This is a genomic window from Blautia sp. AF14-40 (assembly GCF_003479665.1).
In the GTDB taxonomy this organism is placed as follows: domain Bacteria; phylum Bacillota; class Clostridia; order Lachnospirales; family Lachnospiraceae; genus Fusicatenibacter; species Fusicatenibacter saccharivorans.
Genome location: NZ_QUHK01000001.1, coordinates 70,744 through 87,512, shown reverse-complemented (window position 1 = coordinate 87,512; position 16,769 = coordinate 70,744). Strand labels below are relative to the sequence as shown.

13 protein-coding genes are annotated in these 16,769 nt (G+C 50.7%); 1 reads left to right on the top strand and 12 read right to left on the bottom strand.

Translation table 11 applies throughout. The annotated features are described in order from the left end of the window. Window positions 1-34: 34 nt before the first annotated feature. From DWW13_RS00475 to DWW13_RS00435, 9 genes are all read right to left on the bottom strand, one after another. Window positions 35-1,627 (bottom strand): peptide chain release factor 3, encoded by a 1,593-nt coding sequence (locus DWW13_RS00475; protein ID WP_022462532.1) that lies wholly within the window; start codon window positions 1,625-1,627, stop codon window positions 35-37. Between the two features lie 107 nt (window positions 1,628-1,734). Continuing rightward, the gene (locus DWW13_RS00470) at window positions 1,735-2,253 is read right to left on the bottom strand and encodes a DUF4364 family protein (protein ID WP_022462531.1); all 519 of its coding nucleotides are present in this window, start codon (window positions 2,251-2,253) and stop codon (window positions 1,735-1,737) included. Then, window positions 2,250-3,197, bottom strand: a complete 948-nt coding sequence (locus tag DWW13_RS00465; protein WP_118718964.1) for a TIGR01212 family radical SAM protein — start codon at window positions 3,195-3,197, stop codon at window positions 2,250-2,252. Before DWW13_RS00465 ends, DWW13_RS00470 begins: the two co-directional genes overlap by 4 nt. Before the next feature lie 14 nt (window positions 3,198-3,211). Beyond that, entirely contained in the window at window positions 3,212-4,534 is a 1,323-nt protein-coding gene (locus DWW13_RS00460; RefSeq protein WP_022462529.1) for a replication-associated recombination protein A, read from the bottom strand. 113 nt (window positions 4,535-4,647) lie between these two features. Next, window positions 4,648-5,340 carry a polysaccharide deacetylase family protein gene (locus DWW13_RS00455; RefSeq protein WP_117760406.1) on the bottom strand — a complete coding sequence of 231 codons (693 nt, stop codon included), beginning with the start codon at window positions 5,338-5,340 and terminating at the stop codon, window positions 4,648-4,650. 98 nt (window positions 5,341-5,438) lie between these two features. After that, on the bottom strand, window positions 5,439-7,802 hold the full coding sequence (locus tag DWW13_RS00450; protein WP_117760407.1) for a DUF2298 domain-containing protein: 2,364 nt from the start codon (window positions 7,800-7,802) through the stop codon (window positions 5,439-5,441). A gap of 2 nt (window positions 7,803-7,804) precedes the next feature. Then, entirely contained in the window at window positions 7,805-9,436 is a 1,632-nt protein-coding gene (locus DWW13_RS00445; RefSeq protein WP_117760408.1) for an ABC-F family ATP-binding cassette domain-containing protein, read from the bottom strand. A 121-nt stretch (window positions 9,437-9,557) separates the two neighbouring features. Then, window positions 9,558-11,627: an LTA synthase family protein gene (locus tag DWW13_RS00440; protein WP_117760409.1), complete on the bottom strand. Its 2,070-nt coding sequence runs from the start codon at window positions 11,625-11,627 to the stop codon at window positions 9,558-9,560. A 31-nt stretch (window positions 11,628-11,658) separates the two neighbouring features. After that, on the bottom strand, window positions 11,659-12,432 hold the full coding sequence (locus DWW13_RS00435) for a DUF6062 family protein (RefSeq protein WP_117760410.1): 774 nt from the start codon (window positions 12,430-12,432) through the stop codon (window positions 11,659-11,661). A 237-nt stretch (window positions 12,433-12,669) separates the two neighbouring features. Here DWW13_RS00435 and DWW13_RS00430 point away from each other — a divergent pair, with 237 nt between their 5' ends. Continuing rightward, complete coding sequence (locus DWW13_RS00430) at window positions 12,670-12,903, top strand: helix-turn-helix domain-containing protein (RefSeq protein ID WP_022462523.1); 234 nt, start codon at window positions 12,670-12,672, stop codon at window positions 12,901-12,903. 89 nt (window positions 12,904-12,992) lie between these two features. Here DWW13_RS00430 and metA read toward each other — a convergent pair whose 3' ends face one another. The 3 genes from metA to DWW13_RS00415 all read right to left on the bottom strand — a co-directional run bounded on the left by metA (window position 12,993) and on the right by DWW13_RS00415 (window position 16,730). Further along, window positions 12,993-13,925 carry a homoserine O-acetyltransferase MetA gene (gene metA, locus DWW13_RS00425; protein WP_055228462.1) on the bottom strand — a complete coding sequence of 311 codons (933 nt, stop codon included), beginning with the start codon at window positions 13,923-13,925 and terminating at the stop codon, window positions 12,993-12,995. A 151-nt stretch (window positions 13,926-14,076) separates the two neighbouring features. Beyond that, on the bottom strand, window positions 14,077-16,032 hold the full coding sequence (ligA, locus tag DWW13_RS00420) for an NAD-dependent DNA ligase LigA (protein WP_117760411.1): 1,956 nt from the start codon (window positions 16,030-16,032) through the stop codon (window positions 14,077-14,079). Further along, entirely contained in the window at window positions 16,029-16,730 is a 702-nt protein-coding gene (locus DWW13_RS00415; RefSeq protein WP_117760412.1) for a pseudouridine synthase, read from the bottom strand. The genes ligA and DWW13_RS00415 overlap by 4 nt, the downstream gene beginning before the upstream one ends. Between the last annotated feature and the right edge of the window lie 39 nt (window positions 16,731-16,769).

Below are 16,769 nucleotides of genomic sequence, written 5' to 3'. Positions count from 1 at the left end.
TCTCCTTTTTAAGCGGCATCCCGCTCTTTTGTTCTTAGTTTTTGCTGAATTCGGTCAGCACAAGGTCTTTGTTTCGATCCTGTACCATGCCGACACTCCACGGATTGACAAAGAGAAGCAGCGGATTTCCCTTGAGGTCCATGACCTTCTTCATATCGGATGTACCCTGAATACGGTCCAGGTTGATCTCCTCTTTGTTTGCGATCCAGCGGATGTGCTCATACGGCAGGTTCTCCAGACGGATATCCACGTTGTACTCGTTCTCCAGACGGTATTTTAAAACGTCAAACTGCAGGACGCCGACAACGCCGACGATGATCTCCTCCATGCCGCCTTTGTACTCCTGGAAAATCTGGATCGCACCTTCCTGTGCAATCTGGGAAATTCCCTTGACGAACTGTTTTCTCTTCATCGTATCGAGCTGGCGCACTCTTGCAAAATGCTCCGGCGCGAAGGTCGGAATTCCCTCGTATGCGAATTTTTTGCCCGGCATACAGATCGTATCTCCGATAGAGAAGATGCCCGGGTCAAATACACCGATGATATCGCCGGCGTATGCTTCATCAACAATATGACGGTCACTCGCCATCATCTGCTGCGGCTGGGAAAGACGCATTTTCTTTCCTCCCTGCACATGGAAGACTTCCATTCCGGCGTCGAATTTGCCGGAGCAGATGCGCATGAATGCGATACGGTCACGGTGTGCTTTGTTCATGTTTGCCTGGATTTTAAAGACAAACGCAGAGAAATCCTCTTTGACCGGATCGATCACGCCGCAGTCTGCCGTACGCGGAAGCGGCGGCATCGTCATCGTGAGGAAGTGCTGCAGAAAAGTCTCCACACCAAAGTTGGTGAGCGCAGATCCGAAGAATACCGGGGAGAGCTCTCCCTTGCTGACAAGCTCCTGGTCAAACTCTGCACTTGCGCCGTCGAGCAGCTCGATCTCATCCATAAGCTGTTCTTTCTGGTCCTCATCGACCACATCGAGAAGATGCGGATCGTCGATATCAATTTCTTCCTCGATACCTTCCTTCGTTCCCTTCATTGTATCGGAGAAGGTAAGGACTTTCTTTTTGTCACGGTCGTAAACACCGCGGAATTTCTTTCCGGAACCGATCGGCCAGTTGATCGGGCAGGTTGCAATGCCGAGCTCTTTTTCGATCTCGTCGAGCAGCTCGAAGGTATCGTTCGCATCGCGGTCCATCTTGTTGATGAAGGTAAAGATCGGGATGTGGCGCATGACACAGACTTTAAACAGCTTTCTGGTCTGTGCCTCGACACCCTTTGAGGCATCGATCACCATAACGGCGGAATCGGCTGCCATCAGGGTACGGTACGTATCCTCCGAGAAGTCCTGGTGTCCCGGGGTATCCAGAATGTTGATGCAGTAGCCGTCGTAATTGAACTGCAGAACGGAAGAGGTAACGGAAATACCACGCTCTTTCTCGATCTCCATCCAGTCGGATACGGCATGGCGCGCAGTCGCTTTTCCTTTTACGGAACCGGCGAGATTGATCGCTCCTCCGTACAGCAGGAATTTCTCAGTCAGTGTGGTTTTACCGGCATCCGGGTGGGAAATGATGGCAAAGGTACGCCGTCTTTCAATTTCTTTTGTATAATCAGGCACAGTTTTATCTCCTTTGGAATATAAAATCTTATTTACTATGTTTTCCATGTTTATGCTTTTTAGACATACTAATTTATTCTATTATATGCCACCATTCCTGTCAATCGTTATCTTGACAGTTCATTCATAATCGAAGCATAAATCTTCTGACTCCGGTTTTCCCAGTTGCTGCAGATCTTTTTGGCCGCCTCCTCGGACGGAACCGTCACGACAATCTCAAAAATAGTCGTCTTCCGCTCTCTTGCCTGACAGCGGACCTCGTAGTCATCTCCCGCGGTCTTGTAGTAATCGGCCACAACGGACGCTTTTTTTCGCAGTTCATAGGAGTGCTCCTTCATATAGCGGTCGATTTCCTCCCGGATTTCCGGAGAGATCTCGTTTTCGAAGAAGGAAAGCGTCTTGCTGCCCTCCTCAGTCATGTGGTAGTACGAGGTGTTGCGCACCTTCTCGATCTCGATCAGCTTTGTATCCTGCAGCTCGCTTAACGCCTCCTGGAGATGAAAGTAGTTCGTGTACTCTTTTTCCAGGATAAAATCCGAAATCTGTGTATTTGACAGCGGAAAATTCACATTCTGCAGCATGTAGAGAATAATCAGTTTGTATAACGTAAAGGATGATTCAATCACGGTGTGTTTCCTCCTTTTTCTTCGTCCAGAAGCTGTCCCTGATACGCATGTTCTTCTTTCATGCGATGATGCAGCTCATTTAAGACGGCGCGTTTTGCCTGGCTCCATGTTGGTGCAATCAGAAGATCCCCGGGGCCGTCTCCCGTCACACGGTGGATCACAAGATCGGGACGGAGGCGCCGCAGACAGTCGGTGACAAGGGTAAGATACGCCTCCTGCTCCAGCACCTCAAATTTTCCGGCCGCGTAGTCCGCCGCAAGATCCGTGTTTTTCAGCACATGAAGCAGCTGAAGCTTGATGCCGGAAATGGAAAGTCCATTCAGGTAATCCATTGTTGCAAAGACTTCTTCCTGTCCCTCCCCCGGCAGACCGAGGATCGTGTGGACAATCACGGGAATCCCCCGCCTGTGCAGCTCGTTTACTGCCTGTTCAAAACAGGAAAGCGGATAGCCCCTTCGGATATACTGTGCCGTTTTTTCATGCATCGTCTGCAGTCCCAGCTCCAACCAGACCGGTTTGATCCGGTTCAGCTCTTCTAACAGAGAAAGAACCTCTTCCCCTAAGCAGTCCGGTCTCGTTCCGATCGAAAGGACCACGACCTCCTCGTCCGAAATTGCCTCCCGGAAAATTTTTTCCAGATATTCCACCGGCGCGTACGTGTTCGTATACGCCTGGAAATAGGCGATGAACTTATGCACCGGCCGCTTTTGCTGCAGGAGGGATTTCTGCTCCCGGATCTGTTCCGGGATGGATTTGTTTCTGTCCCCGGCAAAATCACCGGAGCCGCCCGCACTGCAGAAAATGCAGCCCCGGTCACCGCAGGTGCCGTCCCGGTTCGGACACGTCATCCCGCCGTCGAGCGAGAGCTTGTACACTTTTTCCCCGAACGTCTTTTTCAGATAGGCGTCCAGCGAATAATACGGCTTTCCAAGCCAGTCTGTCATGATTTCTTCCCCTTTTATTCGATGTCTTTTCCAATTTTTTTGAAGTTTTCCCGGATCTTCTGCTCATAGCCGTTCGTTCCAAGATGAAGGAAACGGCTTCCTAAGATCTCGTCCGGCAGATACTGCTGCTCGACGTAGTGATTCGGGTAATCATGTGCATACTGATAGCCTTGACCGTGGCCGAGTTTGGCAGAACCTTTGTAATGGGCGTCCTGCAGATGCGGCGGAACCGACGTCCGCACACTTCCGACCGTCTTCATCGCCGCAAAGACTGCCTCGCACGAAGAATTACTCTTCGGTGCACAGGCAACATACGTGGCTGCCTCCGCCAGAATAATCTGCGCCTCCGGCATGCCGACGCGTTCCACGGCAAGGGACGCGGAAACTGCTACATTTAAGGCATTCGGATCGGCAAGGCCGACATCCTCCGCCGCGCAGATCATGATGCGGCGGGCGATAAACTTGATATCCTCCCCGGCATACAGCATTTTGGCCAGATAAAAGACCGCCGCATCCGGGTCAGAACCACGCATGCTCTTGATAAATGCAGAGATCGTATCGTAATGCTGATCGCCCGTCTTGTCGTACCGCACGACGCGCTTCTGGATGCACTCCGATGCCGTTTCGAGATCGATATGGATTTTTCCGTCCGCCTGACGTTCCGTCGAGAGGACGCCCAGCTCGATTGCATTTAAGGCCGCTCTCGCGTCACCGCCTGCGATGTCGGCGAGGAACTCTTTTGCATCCGCATCGAGCACAACGTTGTACGTCCCGAGCCCCTTTACCGGGTCCGTCACCGCGCGCTCCAGCAGTTTTTCGATGTCCTCTTTTTCGAGCGGCTTTAATTCAAAGATAATGGAACGCGAAATCAGCGCCCCGTTGACCTCGAAATACGGGTTTTCCGTCGTCGCGCCAATCAGAACGAGTGTGCCGTCCTCCACAAACGGAAGCAGATAATCCTGTTGTCCCTTGTTGAAGCGGTGGATCTCGTCGACAAAAAGAATCGTCTTTTTGCCGTACATGCCGATCCGCTGCTGCGCTTCTTTTACGACTTCTTCCATATCCTTTTTGCCGGCTGTCGTGGCATTCAGCTGGGTAAACTCTGCGCTTGTCGTGTTGGCGATGACGCGGGCAAGCGTCGTTTTTCCCGTTCCCGGAGGGCCGTAGAAAATGACGGAGCCGAGTTTATCCGCCTTGATCGCACGGTACAACAGCTTTCCAGGGCCGATGATGTGCTCCTGTCCAACCACCTCGTCCAGCGTTGTCGGGCGCATGCGCGATGCGAGGGGGGACTCTTTTTCCATTGTGGTTTCTTTCATATAATCAAACAAATCCATGTATTTTTCACCCCATTTTTCTTCCTGCCTTTTATCTTATCACATTTTGGCGGGTATCCTCAACCCCTTAATCTCGGATTCTCCGCAACTATGTTCGATGGAATCCGCGGAAGCTATTCTTCAATCAGCTCACGCACCGTCACAAACGTGTATCCCTCTTCTTTTAATTCTTTTAAGATCCGCCGCAGCGCTTCCACCGTCGCGCGGTAGCCGTCATGCATGAGAATAATGCTGCCATCCTTCACATTCGGAAGCACCGCGCTGCAGATCGACGCGGTGTTCTGGCTCTCCCAGTCGCGGGAATCCACATCCCAGAGTACCGGGATCATCGTCACTGCAAGGTCCAGCCCCTCTCTCCATTCCCCGAACGGCGGACGGATATAGACGGGATATTCCCCTGTGATCTCGTAGATTGCATTGCTTGTTTTCACGACCTCCTCCCTCGCTTCCTCTTCTGATACTTTCGTAAGCTGAACATGATGAAACGTATGATTTCCGATCAGATGGCCTTCCGCATGCATCCGGCGGACGATTTCTTCGTTTCCGGCAAGACACTGCCCCTGCAGAAAAAACGTTGCCGGAATTTCATTTTCTTTTAAAATTTCAAGCACCTCCGGCGTATAGCACGCATTCGGCCCGTCATCAAATGTCAGCGCCGCACGGCGGGGCACACTTTTTTCTGCTTCCGCCGCTGTCTCTTTCGCGCCTTCTCTTTCACACCGTGCCAGCTCTGCAAACAGAATAGCCGCCATTATCACAGCCAGAAGCGGCAGAGGAACGTGCCGCACTTTTCGGAATCTCCGCATGGTCTGCCCTTCGCACTTTCTTCTGCATTCCCTGTATTATATGAAAAACAGGAGAAAAGATGCCGCACCCGGCGGTTCTTTTCTCCTGTTTTTGTTCTTTATGTATCCTGCACCTGAAGAATATACGTACCGGACGCAGTATCCTGGTAAACGATATCTCCGATGGACTGCAGCAGCGATTCGTTCAGTGCATCGCCGTATTTCTCCTTTTCTTTGCTTCCCACAAAAATGTAGGTCACATGATACTGCTCCAGCAGGCGCAGCACTTCATTCGTATCGGTCGAGGTGTACATCTGTTTCACGTCCTCGGCGCGGACATTTAAGTCTGCGGGATCCCCTCTCCAGAGCCATTCATGGACATACCATCCAAGCACGGTCGGAAGGCCGGTCATTGCGGAAACACGCTCGTAATCGCTGTAGCTGTCGCCGTTCGCCTCAAGCACAACCGGCTGTCCTTCTATTGTTTCATCCAGCCAGCGGATGGCACCTGCGTCCTCGGAAAAGACATTTTCCAGATATGCTGTCGCATCGAGTCCGCGGTACTCGGACAGATCGAAAACATTTCCGAACCAGGAGTACACGCTCGTTCCAAAATAGCCGAACGTCCATAAAAGCAGTACCAGCCCGATTCCGCCGAACACCTGCAGAATCCGCTCTTTTTTCCAGAGCAGGAACCGCGTGATGATGTAGCTCATGCAGATACCGAACAGGATAAATGCCTGATAGGTCAGCTTGAACATCGTGTTGGAGCGCGCATACGATTCTTCGTAGATATCGCGCACATAGACGAGCTCCGGAATGATGATAAGGCCGATGGCACAGAGGCCTAAAATACCGATCACCATATCGCTCACCGCAATCTCTCTCCAGAAATTACAGAAGGCAGAAACTTTTTTTGGCTTTTCTGCCGTTTCTTTTTCGCCCGGCTCCGGTTTTTTCTCTCCCAGAATCAGGGCAACGGCCTGCTCTTCCACCTCTTCCTGCGTCTTTCCATCGGCAAGTACAATCTGTCCCTGCCGCTCCATGCCCGGAAGATGACGGTTTTTCCGCCATGCTAGCAGAACGGCTGCGATAAACAACACAACGAGCACCGTCGGAAGGCCCCAGAGAATCGCCAGCTGATACAGCATCGAATGGTGCTTGGCAATGCCGACACCGGAAACCATCGTCTCAAACTTCATTGTAAACGGAAGGGCGACAATCGTTCCAATTGCAAAAACTTCTGCAGCCTGCAGGAGAACCGTTCCGATCGTCTCTTTCGCCCGCGCATGATACCGGTACAGCGCACCGTACAGAGAGAAGCCTGCAATCACGACGAAATAGATAACAAAATCCCAGTAGTTGGACCAGTGGAACACACCGATCAGAAAGCCCGCCGCGATGATCTGCGGCTGAAGCAGAACGTCTTTTAACGACCATTTCCACTCTTTTTCCGGATCACGGCAGGTATTTTTCACGTAGGAATATAAAAGGCCCAGCACCAGCAGGACGAACATGACATTCACCACATGGGCATGCAGGTCGCCGAGCACAAAGGAATACGATGGAAACTCATGAATCGTGCGGTCATTTTCCACAAGCGGGTCATACCCGATATAGCGGGTCGAACTCGGGAACCAGTAAGCCGATTCGTTCAGTCCCAGCCACTGGCGGATGCAGCCGTAAATCACATAGTGCATATTTCCGGCAAGGGAAACGGCGCCTCCCGAAAGAAGACCGCCAATCACCGGTGCAATCTGGCTTTTATTGCCGCCCTCTTTCCGGATGCGGTGGCACGCACGCGACTCTGCCAGATGGTAGGTGATCGAAAACGGCAGAACAAACGCGAACGATGCCACCATCGTACGCATCAGATGGTACGTCTGCTTTACATCCGTGAAGGTAATCTTCGTCAGAAATACGGCATAGAACTGGCCGCCGTAATAGTAGTTAATACCGCTTCCGCTGTACCAGAGATCCTCTGCCGGAACGGCGGTGCTGCGCATCATGGCCTTCATAAAACCATAATCCATGAATTTTTCGGTTCCGTGTGCCTCCGGGTGAAAGCCCGCAAAGTAGGTCCAGAGAAGGAAAAAGGCGAAAAACAACACTTCTTCCATCATCAGGAAGTCGATTTCCGGCGCATGGACGCGTACCTTAAAGCATCCGAAAATCCAAGAAGCCAGGATCAGTACACCGACTGTGATCAGGCAGACCGGTGCGGTAAACGGAACCAGTCCGAAGCTTCCAAGAGCAAATACAGCAAAACCGGAAACAACGATGCCAAGCACTTTAGAAAACATCCATCCCCGGTCATGAAACCGCGGAAACAGCGCTGCGGCAGCCGGATAAAATCCAATACCGAGCACCAGGGTCATAAGCCACCACTTCAGGAACGGAACGTTGTCCGTTCCAAGAAGCGGCGTTGTTGCCAGCACAAGCAACACCAGCAGAATGCCGGAAACTGTCGTCTTTTTGCTCATCTTTAATTATCTTCCTCTGTCATTGTGTAGACATGACGTTTTCTTGCCATCTCATCGCTTGCAAGATACTCGTCGTAGGTGGTCATCTTATCGATCAGCGCGCCGTTCGGAAGGATCTCCATGATACGGTTTGCTGTAGTCTGTACAAACTGATGGTCGTGGCAGGTGAACAAGAGCACGCCCGGGAATTTGATCAGACCGTTGTTCAGTGCAGTGATGGACTCCATATCCAGATGGTTGGTCGGCTCGTCGAGAACAAGAACGTTTGCACCGGAAATCATCATCTTGGAGAGCAGGCAGCGCACTTTCTCTCCTCCGGAAAGGACTCTGACACGTTTCACGCCGTCCTCACCGGCAAAAAGCATTCTTCCGAGGAATCCGCGGACATACGTCACGTCCTTGATCTCTGAATACTGGGTCAGCCAGTCTGCGATAGTCAGGTCGCAGTCGAACTCTGCGGTATTGTCTTTCGGGAAGTACGCCTGTGTCGTCGTTACGCCCCATTTGTAGTAACCGGAATCCGGCTCTTCTTCTCCGGTCAGAATCTTGAACAGCATGGTGATCGCCTGCTCGTTGCTTCCGACGAAAGCAACTTTATCTTCTCTTCCGAGGGTGAAGCTTAAATTATCCAGGATTTTCACGCCGTCTACGGTTTTGGTCAGTCCCTCTACCTGCAGAACGTCGTTTCCGATCCCACGGTTCGGACGGAAATCGATGTAAGGATATTTCCGGCTGGACGGTTTGATATCGTCGAGCTGGATTTTCTCCAGGGCTTTCTTACGGGAAGTAGCCTGTTTACTCTTCGATGCGTTGGCGCTGAATCTAGAGATGAAGTCCTGTAACTCTTTGATCTTCTCCTCTTTCTTCTTGTTCGCCTCTTTCATCTGTTTTACCAGCAGCTGACTGGACTCAAACCAGAAGTCGTAGTTTCCGGCATAGAGCTGGATTTTTCCGTAATCTATATCTGCGATCTGGGTGCAGACTTTATTCAGGAAGTAACGGTCGTGGGATACAACGATAACGGTATTCTCGAAGTTGATCAGGAACTCCTCAAGCCACTCGATCGCATCGAGGTCCAAGTGGTTGGTCGGCTCGTCGAGAAGAAGGATGTCCGGGTTTCCGAACAGGGCTCTTGCAAGAAGAACCTTGACCTTCTGGCTGCCGGTCAGGTCTGCCATCTGTGCGTAGTGCAGTTCCGGCTCAATGCCAAGGCCGTTTAAGAGCTGCTCTGCATCGGTCTCTGCCTCCCAGCCGTTCATCTCTGCAAACTCACCCTCGAGCTCGCTCGCTTTGATACCGTCCTCATCGGTGAAGTCTTCTTTTGCGTACAGCGCCTCTTTCTCTTTCATGATCTCATAGAGACGGGCATTTCCCATGATAACAGTGTCGAGTACCGGATAGCTGTCGTATTTGAAGTGGTCCTGCTCGAGGAAGGAAAGACGCTGGCCCGGTGTGATGGTTACGTCTCCGTTTGTCGGTTCAAGCTGGCCGGACAGGATTTTCAGGAAGGTTGATTTTCCCGCTCCGTTGGCACCGATCATGCCGTAGCAGTTTCCCTCGGTGAATTTGATATTGACATCTTCAAACAACGCTTTTTTTCCGACACGAAGTGTCACATTATTTGCTGCAATCATACTTTTTAAAACCTCATTTTCTTATTCTTAATTGTAAACGTGAAGTTACCGCCGGGGTTTCCCGGTCATACGGAGTATAGTCTACCATAGATTTCCGTTTTCTGGCAAGTAGGGAAAGCCCTTATTCTTCGTCTTTTTCACCGGAAATTGTAAAAAAGCTGTCATCCCGGTCTTTTTTGTCGATCAGTTCATTGTACTGCAGGCATTCATACTGCCGTTCGTACTCGAGATCCTCCTCCGGCGCATCGCTGTCGTTCCAGCGGTACCAGGTTCCGTCACTTGCTAAAAAGCCGAGGTGATTGAGCGCCGGCATCTTCTCGCGCAGGTCAAGCAGATACTCGTTGTACGGCGTCAGTTCCAGGCCGGTAAGGCTTAACGCATAGCTTGAGAGATAGTTTGTGCTGATCCAGACATTGCTCTCGGATTTCATGCTGTAGTTGGTCCAGATGAAGAACGGGGTTCCATAGAACTTCTCCTGATCCTCGACCGAAAGATTCTGATAGGCGTCTCCGGCAATCCATGTTTCAAACGCATCCGGCAGTTTCGGGGAATGATCTCCGAACATAATGATCATCGTCGGCTCGTCCACCTGCTGGAAATACCGGATCAGATAGGAAATTGCCTCATCGGAAAGCTTTAACAGGGAGAAATACTGATCGGCCTCATCACTGTCGTAGCCGTTGCAGTTGATATCCGCCTGGAAATAACGGTTCGTGTAGCCGCTGTGGTTCTGCATCGTCACATCAAAGAGGAAGAACGGGCTGCCCGGCTCCTTGTTCTCGTAGGTTTCCACGATCTTCTCATAGTTCGCCTGATCGCTGATCATACCGCGGTACCGCTTGGCCGTATCGGAGAACTGATCAATCGAGATGAAATCATCAAAATCAAGGAAACGGTACGCCGTGCTCCGCTTCCAGTTTGTCGCCTTGTTCGGATGCATCGCGATTGCCTGATAACCCTGGTCTTTTAACGTCGTGACAAGGGAATACTGGCTGTGCGTAAAGTAGCTGACGTACGGCACCATACCCGGGAACCGCTTGCAGGAGTTTCCGGTCAGGAACTCATACTCCGTTTTTGCTGTTCCGCCGCCCTTGGTACACGTCAGCGTGTGCCCTTTGATGATATTTTCGGTCAGCGAGTCGAGGAACGGCATGTAGCTCTCGCTCGTCTGCGGATCGCCGACGGAGCGGTAGTCAAACCACGACTCGTTCATGATCGCGATGATGTTGACGGGTGTCACGCTATCCGCATTATCTTTTCGAAGATCTTCTGTTTTCGTCTCTTTCTCGCTCGTATCGGCAATCGCTGTCACTTCGTCTTTCGAATAGCCGTCCGGCGGTGTCAGGCGCATGTATTTGGCGACCGCGGTAAAACCGACCGTCGTTCCGTACTGGCGGTATGTCTTCGCCGGATTCCAGAGGTCACTGATGACACCGAACTCGGCGTTCCAGTTCAGATTCATGTACGCCAGGTATGTTCCGAGCGTCAGCGCAGCAGCAGCCACGCGGAGCAGAATTTTATTCCTCGTTTTCCGTGCAAAACGGTATTCCCGGCTCTGCAGCCAGAGGCGCACAACGAGCATCATCGTGATAAACGAAGTCACGATTTCACCTGTGATCTCGAATTTGTAGCCGCCGACTACGTCCGCCGCCGTCGCAATGCTGTACAGGTCGATGAGCTGGAACGCTTCTCCGCGGAACAGATAAACATAGTAGAATACCAGACTCATGCAGAAATAAAAGATGTTCATGAAAATCATCGCGCGGCGGATGGAGTTCAGAAAGAGGGAAACGAGAATGGAAAGTACGAAAATGACACCGATATTCAACAACGCATAATACCATTTCATCTCCCGGAACTGGCTGTTTGTGACAAATTCCAGTGTGGCAAACAGATAGGCTGCGTTTGCCAGCATCAGAATCGGCTGTTTCCATCCTACATAGCGCGGTTTTGGTTTCTGGTCCGGCTTTGCAGCAAACCAGCAGAAACTGACGACTGTCGTCAGTATGATACACGCCAGCAGGCACGGGAACAGAAAGTGAATACTCCACTCCCGGTCTGCCGCCGTCGTATCCAGCAGCGGGCGCGCCAGAAACAGCAGCACCGCCAGCACGCCGAAATACAAAACAAGAAACGCGCACCGGGCGCGCTCCTTTTGATTCTCTTTTAATCTCTGATAAAACTTCTGCATCGAAACTTTATGCTCCTTTTATAAACAAGAATTATAATCCTTCCATAAACGGCTCGTCCGCCGGATAGCCGCCGCCTAATTTTTGCATACAGCGCTGGATGGAATCTTTTGAATTTCCCCAGTCCTTATCCTTGTTGCGGTAATCGAATTTATCAGTAAACCATGTTACCTCTTCCTGCAGCCGCTGGTAATTTTCTTTCATGATTTTGAACAGAGTCGGGTAAAATTCCGCTTTCTGTTTATCATTCAGCTTTTTCTCCGCCGTTTCTACCAGATCCGCAAAATGCGGCAGACAGAAGCCTTTTCCCTCGCGGAACAGTCTTGCAAACTCCTCATCTTTTTTGTAGAGATCAAAGAACGTATCAAGATAGCGGTTATAGTTTGCCTTGAAGTGATCGCAGACGTAGCACGAATGCGTCTTCTCATCAATCCACTGGCCGATCGCAGTCTCACGGCCCTGTTTGTCGAGGGATGTCTTCTGCATCCGCTTGAACACCGAGGATTTTCCCGGTGCAAACAGATTCATCTGTGCGGCAAGCTCCTGGTTCAGTTTTTTCAGATGGGTGGATAAAATCAGACCGCTTCCGAGACGGTTTCCGTAATCGTACATCATTTTATAGTGGTGGCGGCAGAATCCCATCGCGTCTGTTTCCGCACGCACATCATCCTCCATATAGGATGCGCCGGAACCGAGCGCAAACGAAATCGCATGCTGCTCTGCTTCCCGCTCCAGATAGCAGAACGGGCACTCATCTTCCGCCTTGAATGCATCCATCAGCGGAATGGTATGGATCGACTCTTTCATATGCAAAAACCTCCGATTTTATTTGTTGGTGCTTTCTACAGCATACACAAAAACCTCTCATTTGTCAAAAGAACTCTTTTTCCTGTTTTCCTATTATTCTGATGGATAATTTCTATATTTTGCACAATTTACATGTGCATTATAAAAATTTAAAGTTGTTTCTTTTTGGTATTTAATCGTTTAAGATAAATATTATATAAGTCTTTGTATCACTCTGTTCAGAAAGGAGCCGCAGCAATGGGAGAACGTCATACGGAGGAGATGCGCCTCCTCGGTCTTACCATCGCTTTTTATCGCAGAGCACGCGGATTAACGCAAAGTGAGCTTGCCGAAGCTGTCCAGATCAGCCGTACACATATGAGCAACATCGAAGCGCCAAACAGTCATACCTCTCTGTCTCTAAACAAGCTGATGGATATTGCGGAAGCACTCGAAATTCCGCTGAAAACATTATTTGATTTCAAACGGTAAGCCCGGAAAGCTTTCCGTTTTTTATAGCAGATTTTTACAGCAACCCCCCGCAGCCGGTGTGCGCCCGGTGCAGGGGGGCTTTTTCTCTCTTATTTTCCCGAAAAATCCGGAGTTCCGTCAAGATTATACGGGGTCACCTGGTATACATAGTAGTTCAGCCAGTTCGTGTACAGATTGTTCGCATGTGACCGCCATAAAAGCACTGGTTTTGTATTTGGATCGTCGTTTTTATAATAGTTCTTCGGAATCTCAATCGGAAGTCCTTTGTCTTTATCGCGGTGGTACTCGCCGTCGAGCGTCATACGGTCGTACTCCGGATGACCCATCACGAAAATCTTTCTTCCCTCTTCCGCCATGCCAAGATAGAATCCGGCTTCGTCGGACTCTGCGAGAATCGTGACATCTTTGCAGGCACGGATATCGTCGATCGGTACTTCTGTGTGGCGGGAATGCGGTGCCAGAAATTCGTCATCGAAGCCTCGCACAAGCGGGATCTTGCGGTTGTTGACTTTGTGCCAGAACAGCCCGAATTTCTTCTCCGGAAGCATCCGTTTCTTCAGCCCGTAGAAATGATACAGACTCGCCTGGGCTCCCCAGCAGAGGAACATCGTGGAGGTAACGTGTGTGTTCGTCCAGTCCATGATCTTTGTCAGTTCATCCCAGTAGTCAACTTCTTCAAATTCCATCTGCTCGACCGGCGCACCGGTGATGATCATACCGTCGTAATAATTTTTCCGCACATCCTCAAATTTCACATAGAACGTGTTCAGATGGCTGGTCGATGTATTTTTCGCCTCGTGGCTTGCCACCATCAGAAAGGTGACATCAACCTGCAGGGAGGTGTTGGAAAGGGAGCGCAGAAGCTGCAGCTCGGTATCTTCTTTGAGCGGCATCAGATTCAGGATCATAATCTTCAGCGGACGGATGTCCTGATGAACCGCTCTTGTCTCGTCCATGACGAATATATTTTCGCTTTCGAGTATTTCTTTTACAGGTAAATCTGCCTGAACTTTAACCGGCATATTCTTTTTCCTCGTTTCTATTCTTCTTGATCTGCCGCGCTTTTCTCTGCGCAGACAGGCGGTTTGCTTTTTCCGGCAGGAATTTCTGCCGTCTGCTTCCGATTATAGCAGATTCCCGCGCGGGATGCAAACCGCCTTTGCAGATATTTCGTTATTCTTCTGTCATCTTCAGAAATTCCTCTTCTGAGATCACCGGCACGCCGAGTTCGCGCGCTTTCCGGTTTTTGGAGGAACTGGATGTCGTGTCGTTGTTGATCAAATAGCTCGTCTTTCCCGTTACACTTCCGGTGGCTTTTCCGCCGAGCTCCTCGATTCTTGCCTTTAATGCATTCCGGTTCGGGAAATGTTCCACACTTCCGGTGATAACGAAGGTAAGACCGGCTAATTTCTGTTCTTCCTGGCTTGCCTGCGGCTTCTCAATCGTCAGATACGGCAGAAGGCGCTCAAGGCGTTCTTTATTTTCCTCATCCGCAAAGTAATCCACGATGCTTTTTGCAATCACTTCTCCGACACCGTCGATCTGCGCGAAATCCTCCGCCGATGCATTCCGGATCCGGTCGAGATCGAAATCGAAGGCTTTGCAGATCATTCTCGCGTTTGCAAGACCGATATTTAAGATGCCAAGTCCGAAAATCAGACGGGGCAGCGTTGTGTTTTTCGCGCGCTCGATGCTGTCGATCAGATTCTGGTATGATTTTTCACCGAAACCGTCCATCTCCACAATCTCGTCGCGGTAGCGGTCGAGACGGAAAATATCGGCAAACTCACGGATGAAGCCGTGGCCCACGAATTTTTCGAGCGTTGCCTCCGACATGCCGTCGATGTTCATCGCGTCGCGGCTTACAAACAGGGTGAATGCCTTCATGAATTTTGCCGGGCACTCCGGATTCGTACAGTAGAGGGTCTCGACATTGTTCATCATCTGAATCCGGGTGGCACCGCCGCAGGCAGGACACGTTTCCGGAATATCGCGCACACCGCTTCTCGTCAGATTCTCTGAGATCTGTGGAATGATCATATTTGCTTTGTAGACAAGGATTTTATCACCCACACCGAGATCCAGCGAACGCATGATACTAATGTTGTGGACGCTTGCGCGGGAAACCGAAGTTCCTTCCAGCTCGACCGGCTCAAAAACCGCAACCGGATTGATGAGACCGGTTCTCGACGGGCTCCACTCAATTTCAAGCAGAGTGGTCTCCTTCTGTTCATCCGCCCATTTGAAGGCGAAAGCGTTCCGCGGGAATTTCGCGGTTGTGCCAAGTGATTCTCCGTAGGCGATATCGTCATACAACGCGACAAGGCCATCGGACGGAAAATCGTTTGTCTCGATTTTCGTGGAGAAATATTGCATCGCCTCGTCGAGGTTATCTTTGGTGACAACCTTGTATTCCACCACCTCGAAGCCCTGCTCTTTCAGCCACTCCATCTGACGGATTCTGGAATTTTCGAAATCCTGTTCCGGAGCGCTCACAAGCGCAAATGCCATAAAATGAACGTGGCGTTTTGCCGTAATCTCATTGTTCAGCTGGCGCACAGAACCGCTGCAGAGGTTCCTCGGATTCTTGTATTTCGCATCGACATCCTCAATCTCCTCGTTGATCTTCTCAAAATCGGAATAGCGGATGATCGCCTCGCCACGCAGAACCAGCTCTCCCTGGTACGGGATTTTTAAGGGAATATTTTCAAACACTTTTGCATTGTTCGTGACAACCTCTCCGATCACGCCGTTTCCACGGGTGACGGCCTTTGCGAGGGTACCGCCGCGGTACGTCAGAACGACGGTCAGACCGTCCATCTTCCAGGACAGCAGCGTTTTGTGATCCCCGATGAAGCTGCGGAGCACTTCCACATCTTTCGTTTTATCAAGGGAAAGCATCGGCGACTCGTGCGCTTCTTTCGGCAGTTCGTTCATCGCCTCGTAGCCGACTTTTGTGGTCGGGCTTCCGGCGAGTGTTACGCCTGTTTTTTCCTCTAATACCTGCAGTTCGTCATACAGCGTGTCGTACTCCAGGTTGCTCATGATCTCCCGGTCTTCCTGGTAATAGGCTTTTGCCGCTTCGTTCAGCTTTTTGACCAGTTCCTTCATCCGTTCTGTCTCGTTCATCGCTTTTCCTCCCCGATCTGCTTTTTCAGTTCTGCTAATTCTTTTTCCGTTAAAGGGCGGTACTCCCCTGTTTTCAGGTCTTTCAAGTGAACATTCATGATCCGCACACGTTTCAGCTTTGTGACACGATATCCTAATGCTTCGCACATCCGCCGGATCTGACGGTTCAGCCCTTGCGTCAGAATAATCGTAAAGCTGCGCTCTCCCGTTTTCCGGATCCGGCACGGGCGCGTCACGGTATCGAGAATCGGCACGCCGGATGCCATTTTTTTCAGAAATTCCGGTGTAATCTCTTTGTTTACCTCGACCTGGTATTCTTTTTCATGGCGGTTTCTGGCACGCATGATACCATTTACGATCGCACCGTCGTTCGTCATCAGAAGGAGGCCTTCGGAATCTTTATCGAGTCTTCCCACCGGGTAAATCCGCACCGGGTAGGACAGATAATCGATGACGTTGTTTTTCTCCCGTTTTTCCGCAGTACAGACGATGCCGCGCGGTTTGTTGAAGGCGAGATAGACTTTTTTCTCCTCCGGAACAACGGTTTTGCCTTTCACGACAACAACGTCGCCAGACTCCACCTGCATGCCGGTTTCCGCGCGTTTTCCGTTTACCGTAATCTCGCCCGCTTCTGTCAGACGGTCCGCCTCCCGCCGCGAGCAGACGCCCGCATCACTTAAGTATTTGTTTAAGCGCATGGTTTTATCCTTCCAAAAAAGCAGTTTCATAAAAACCAG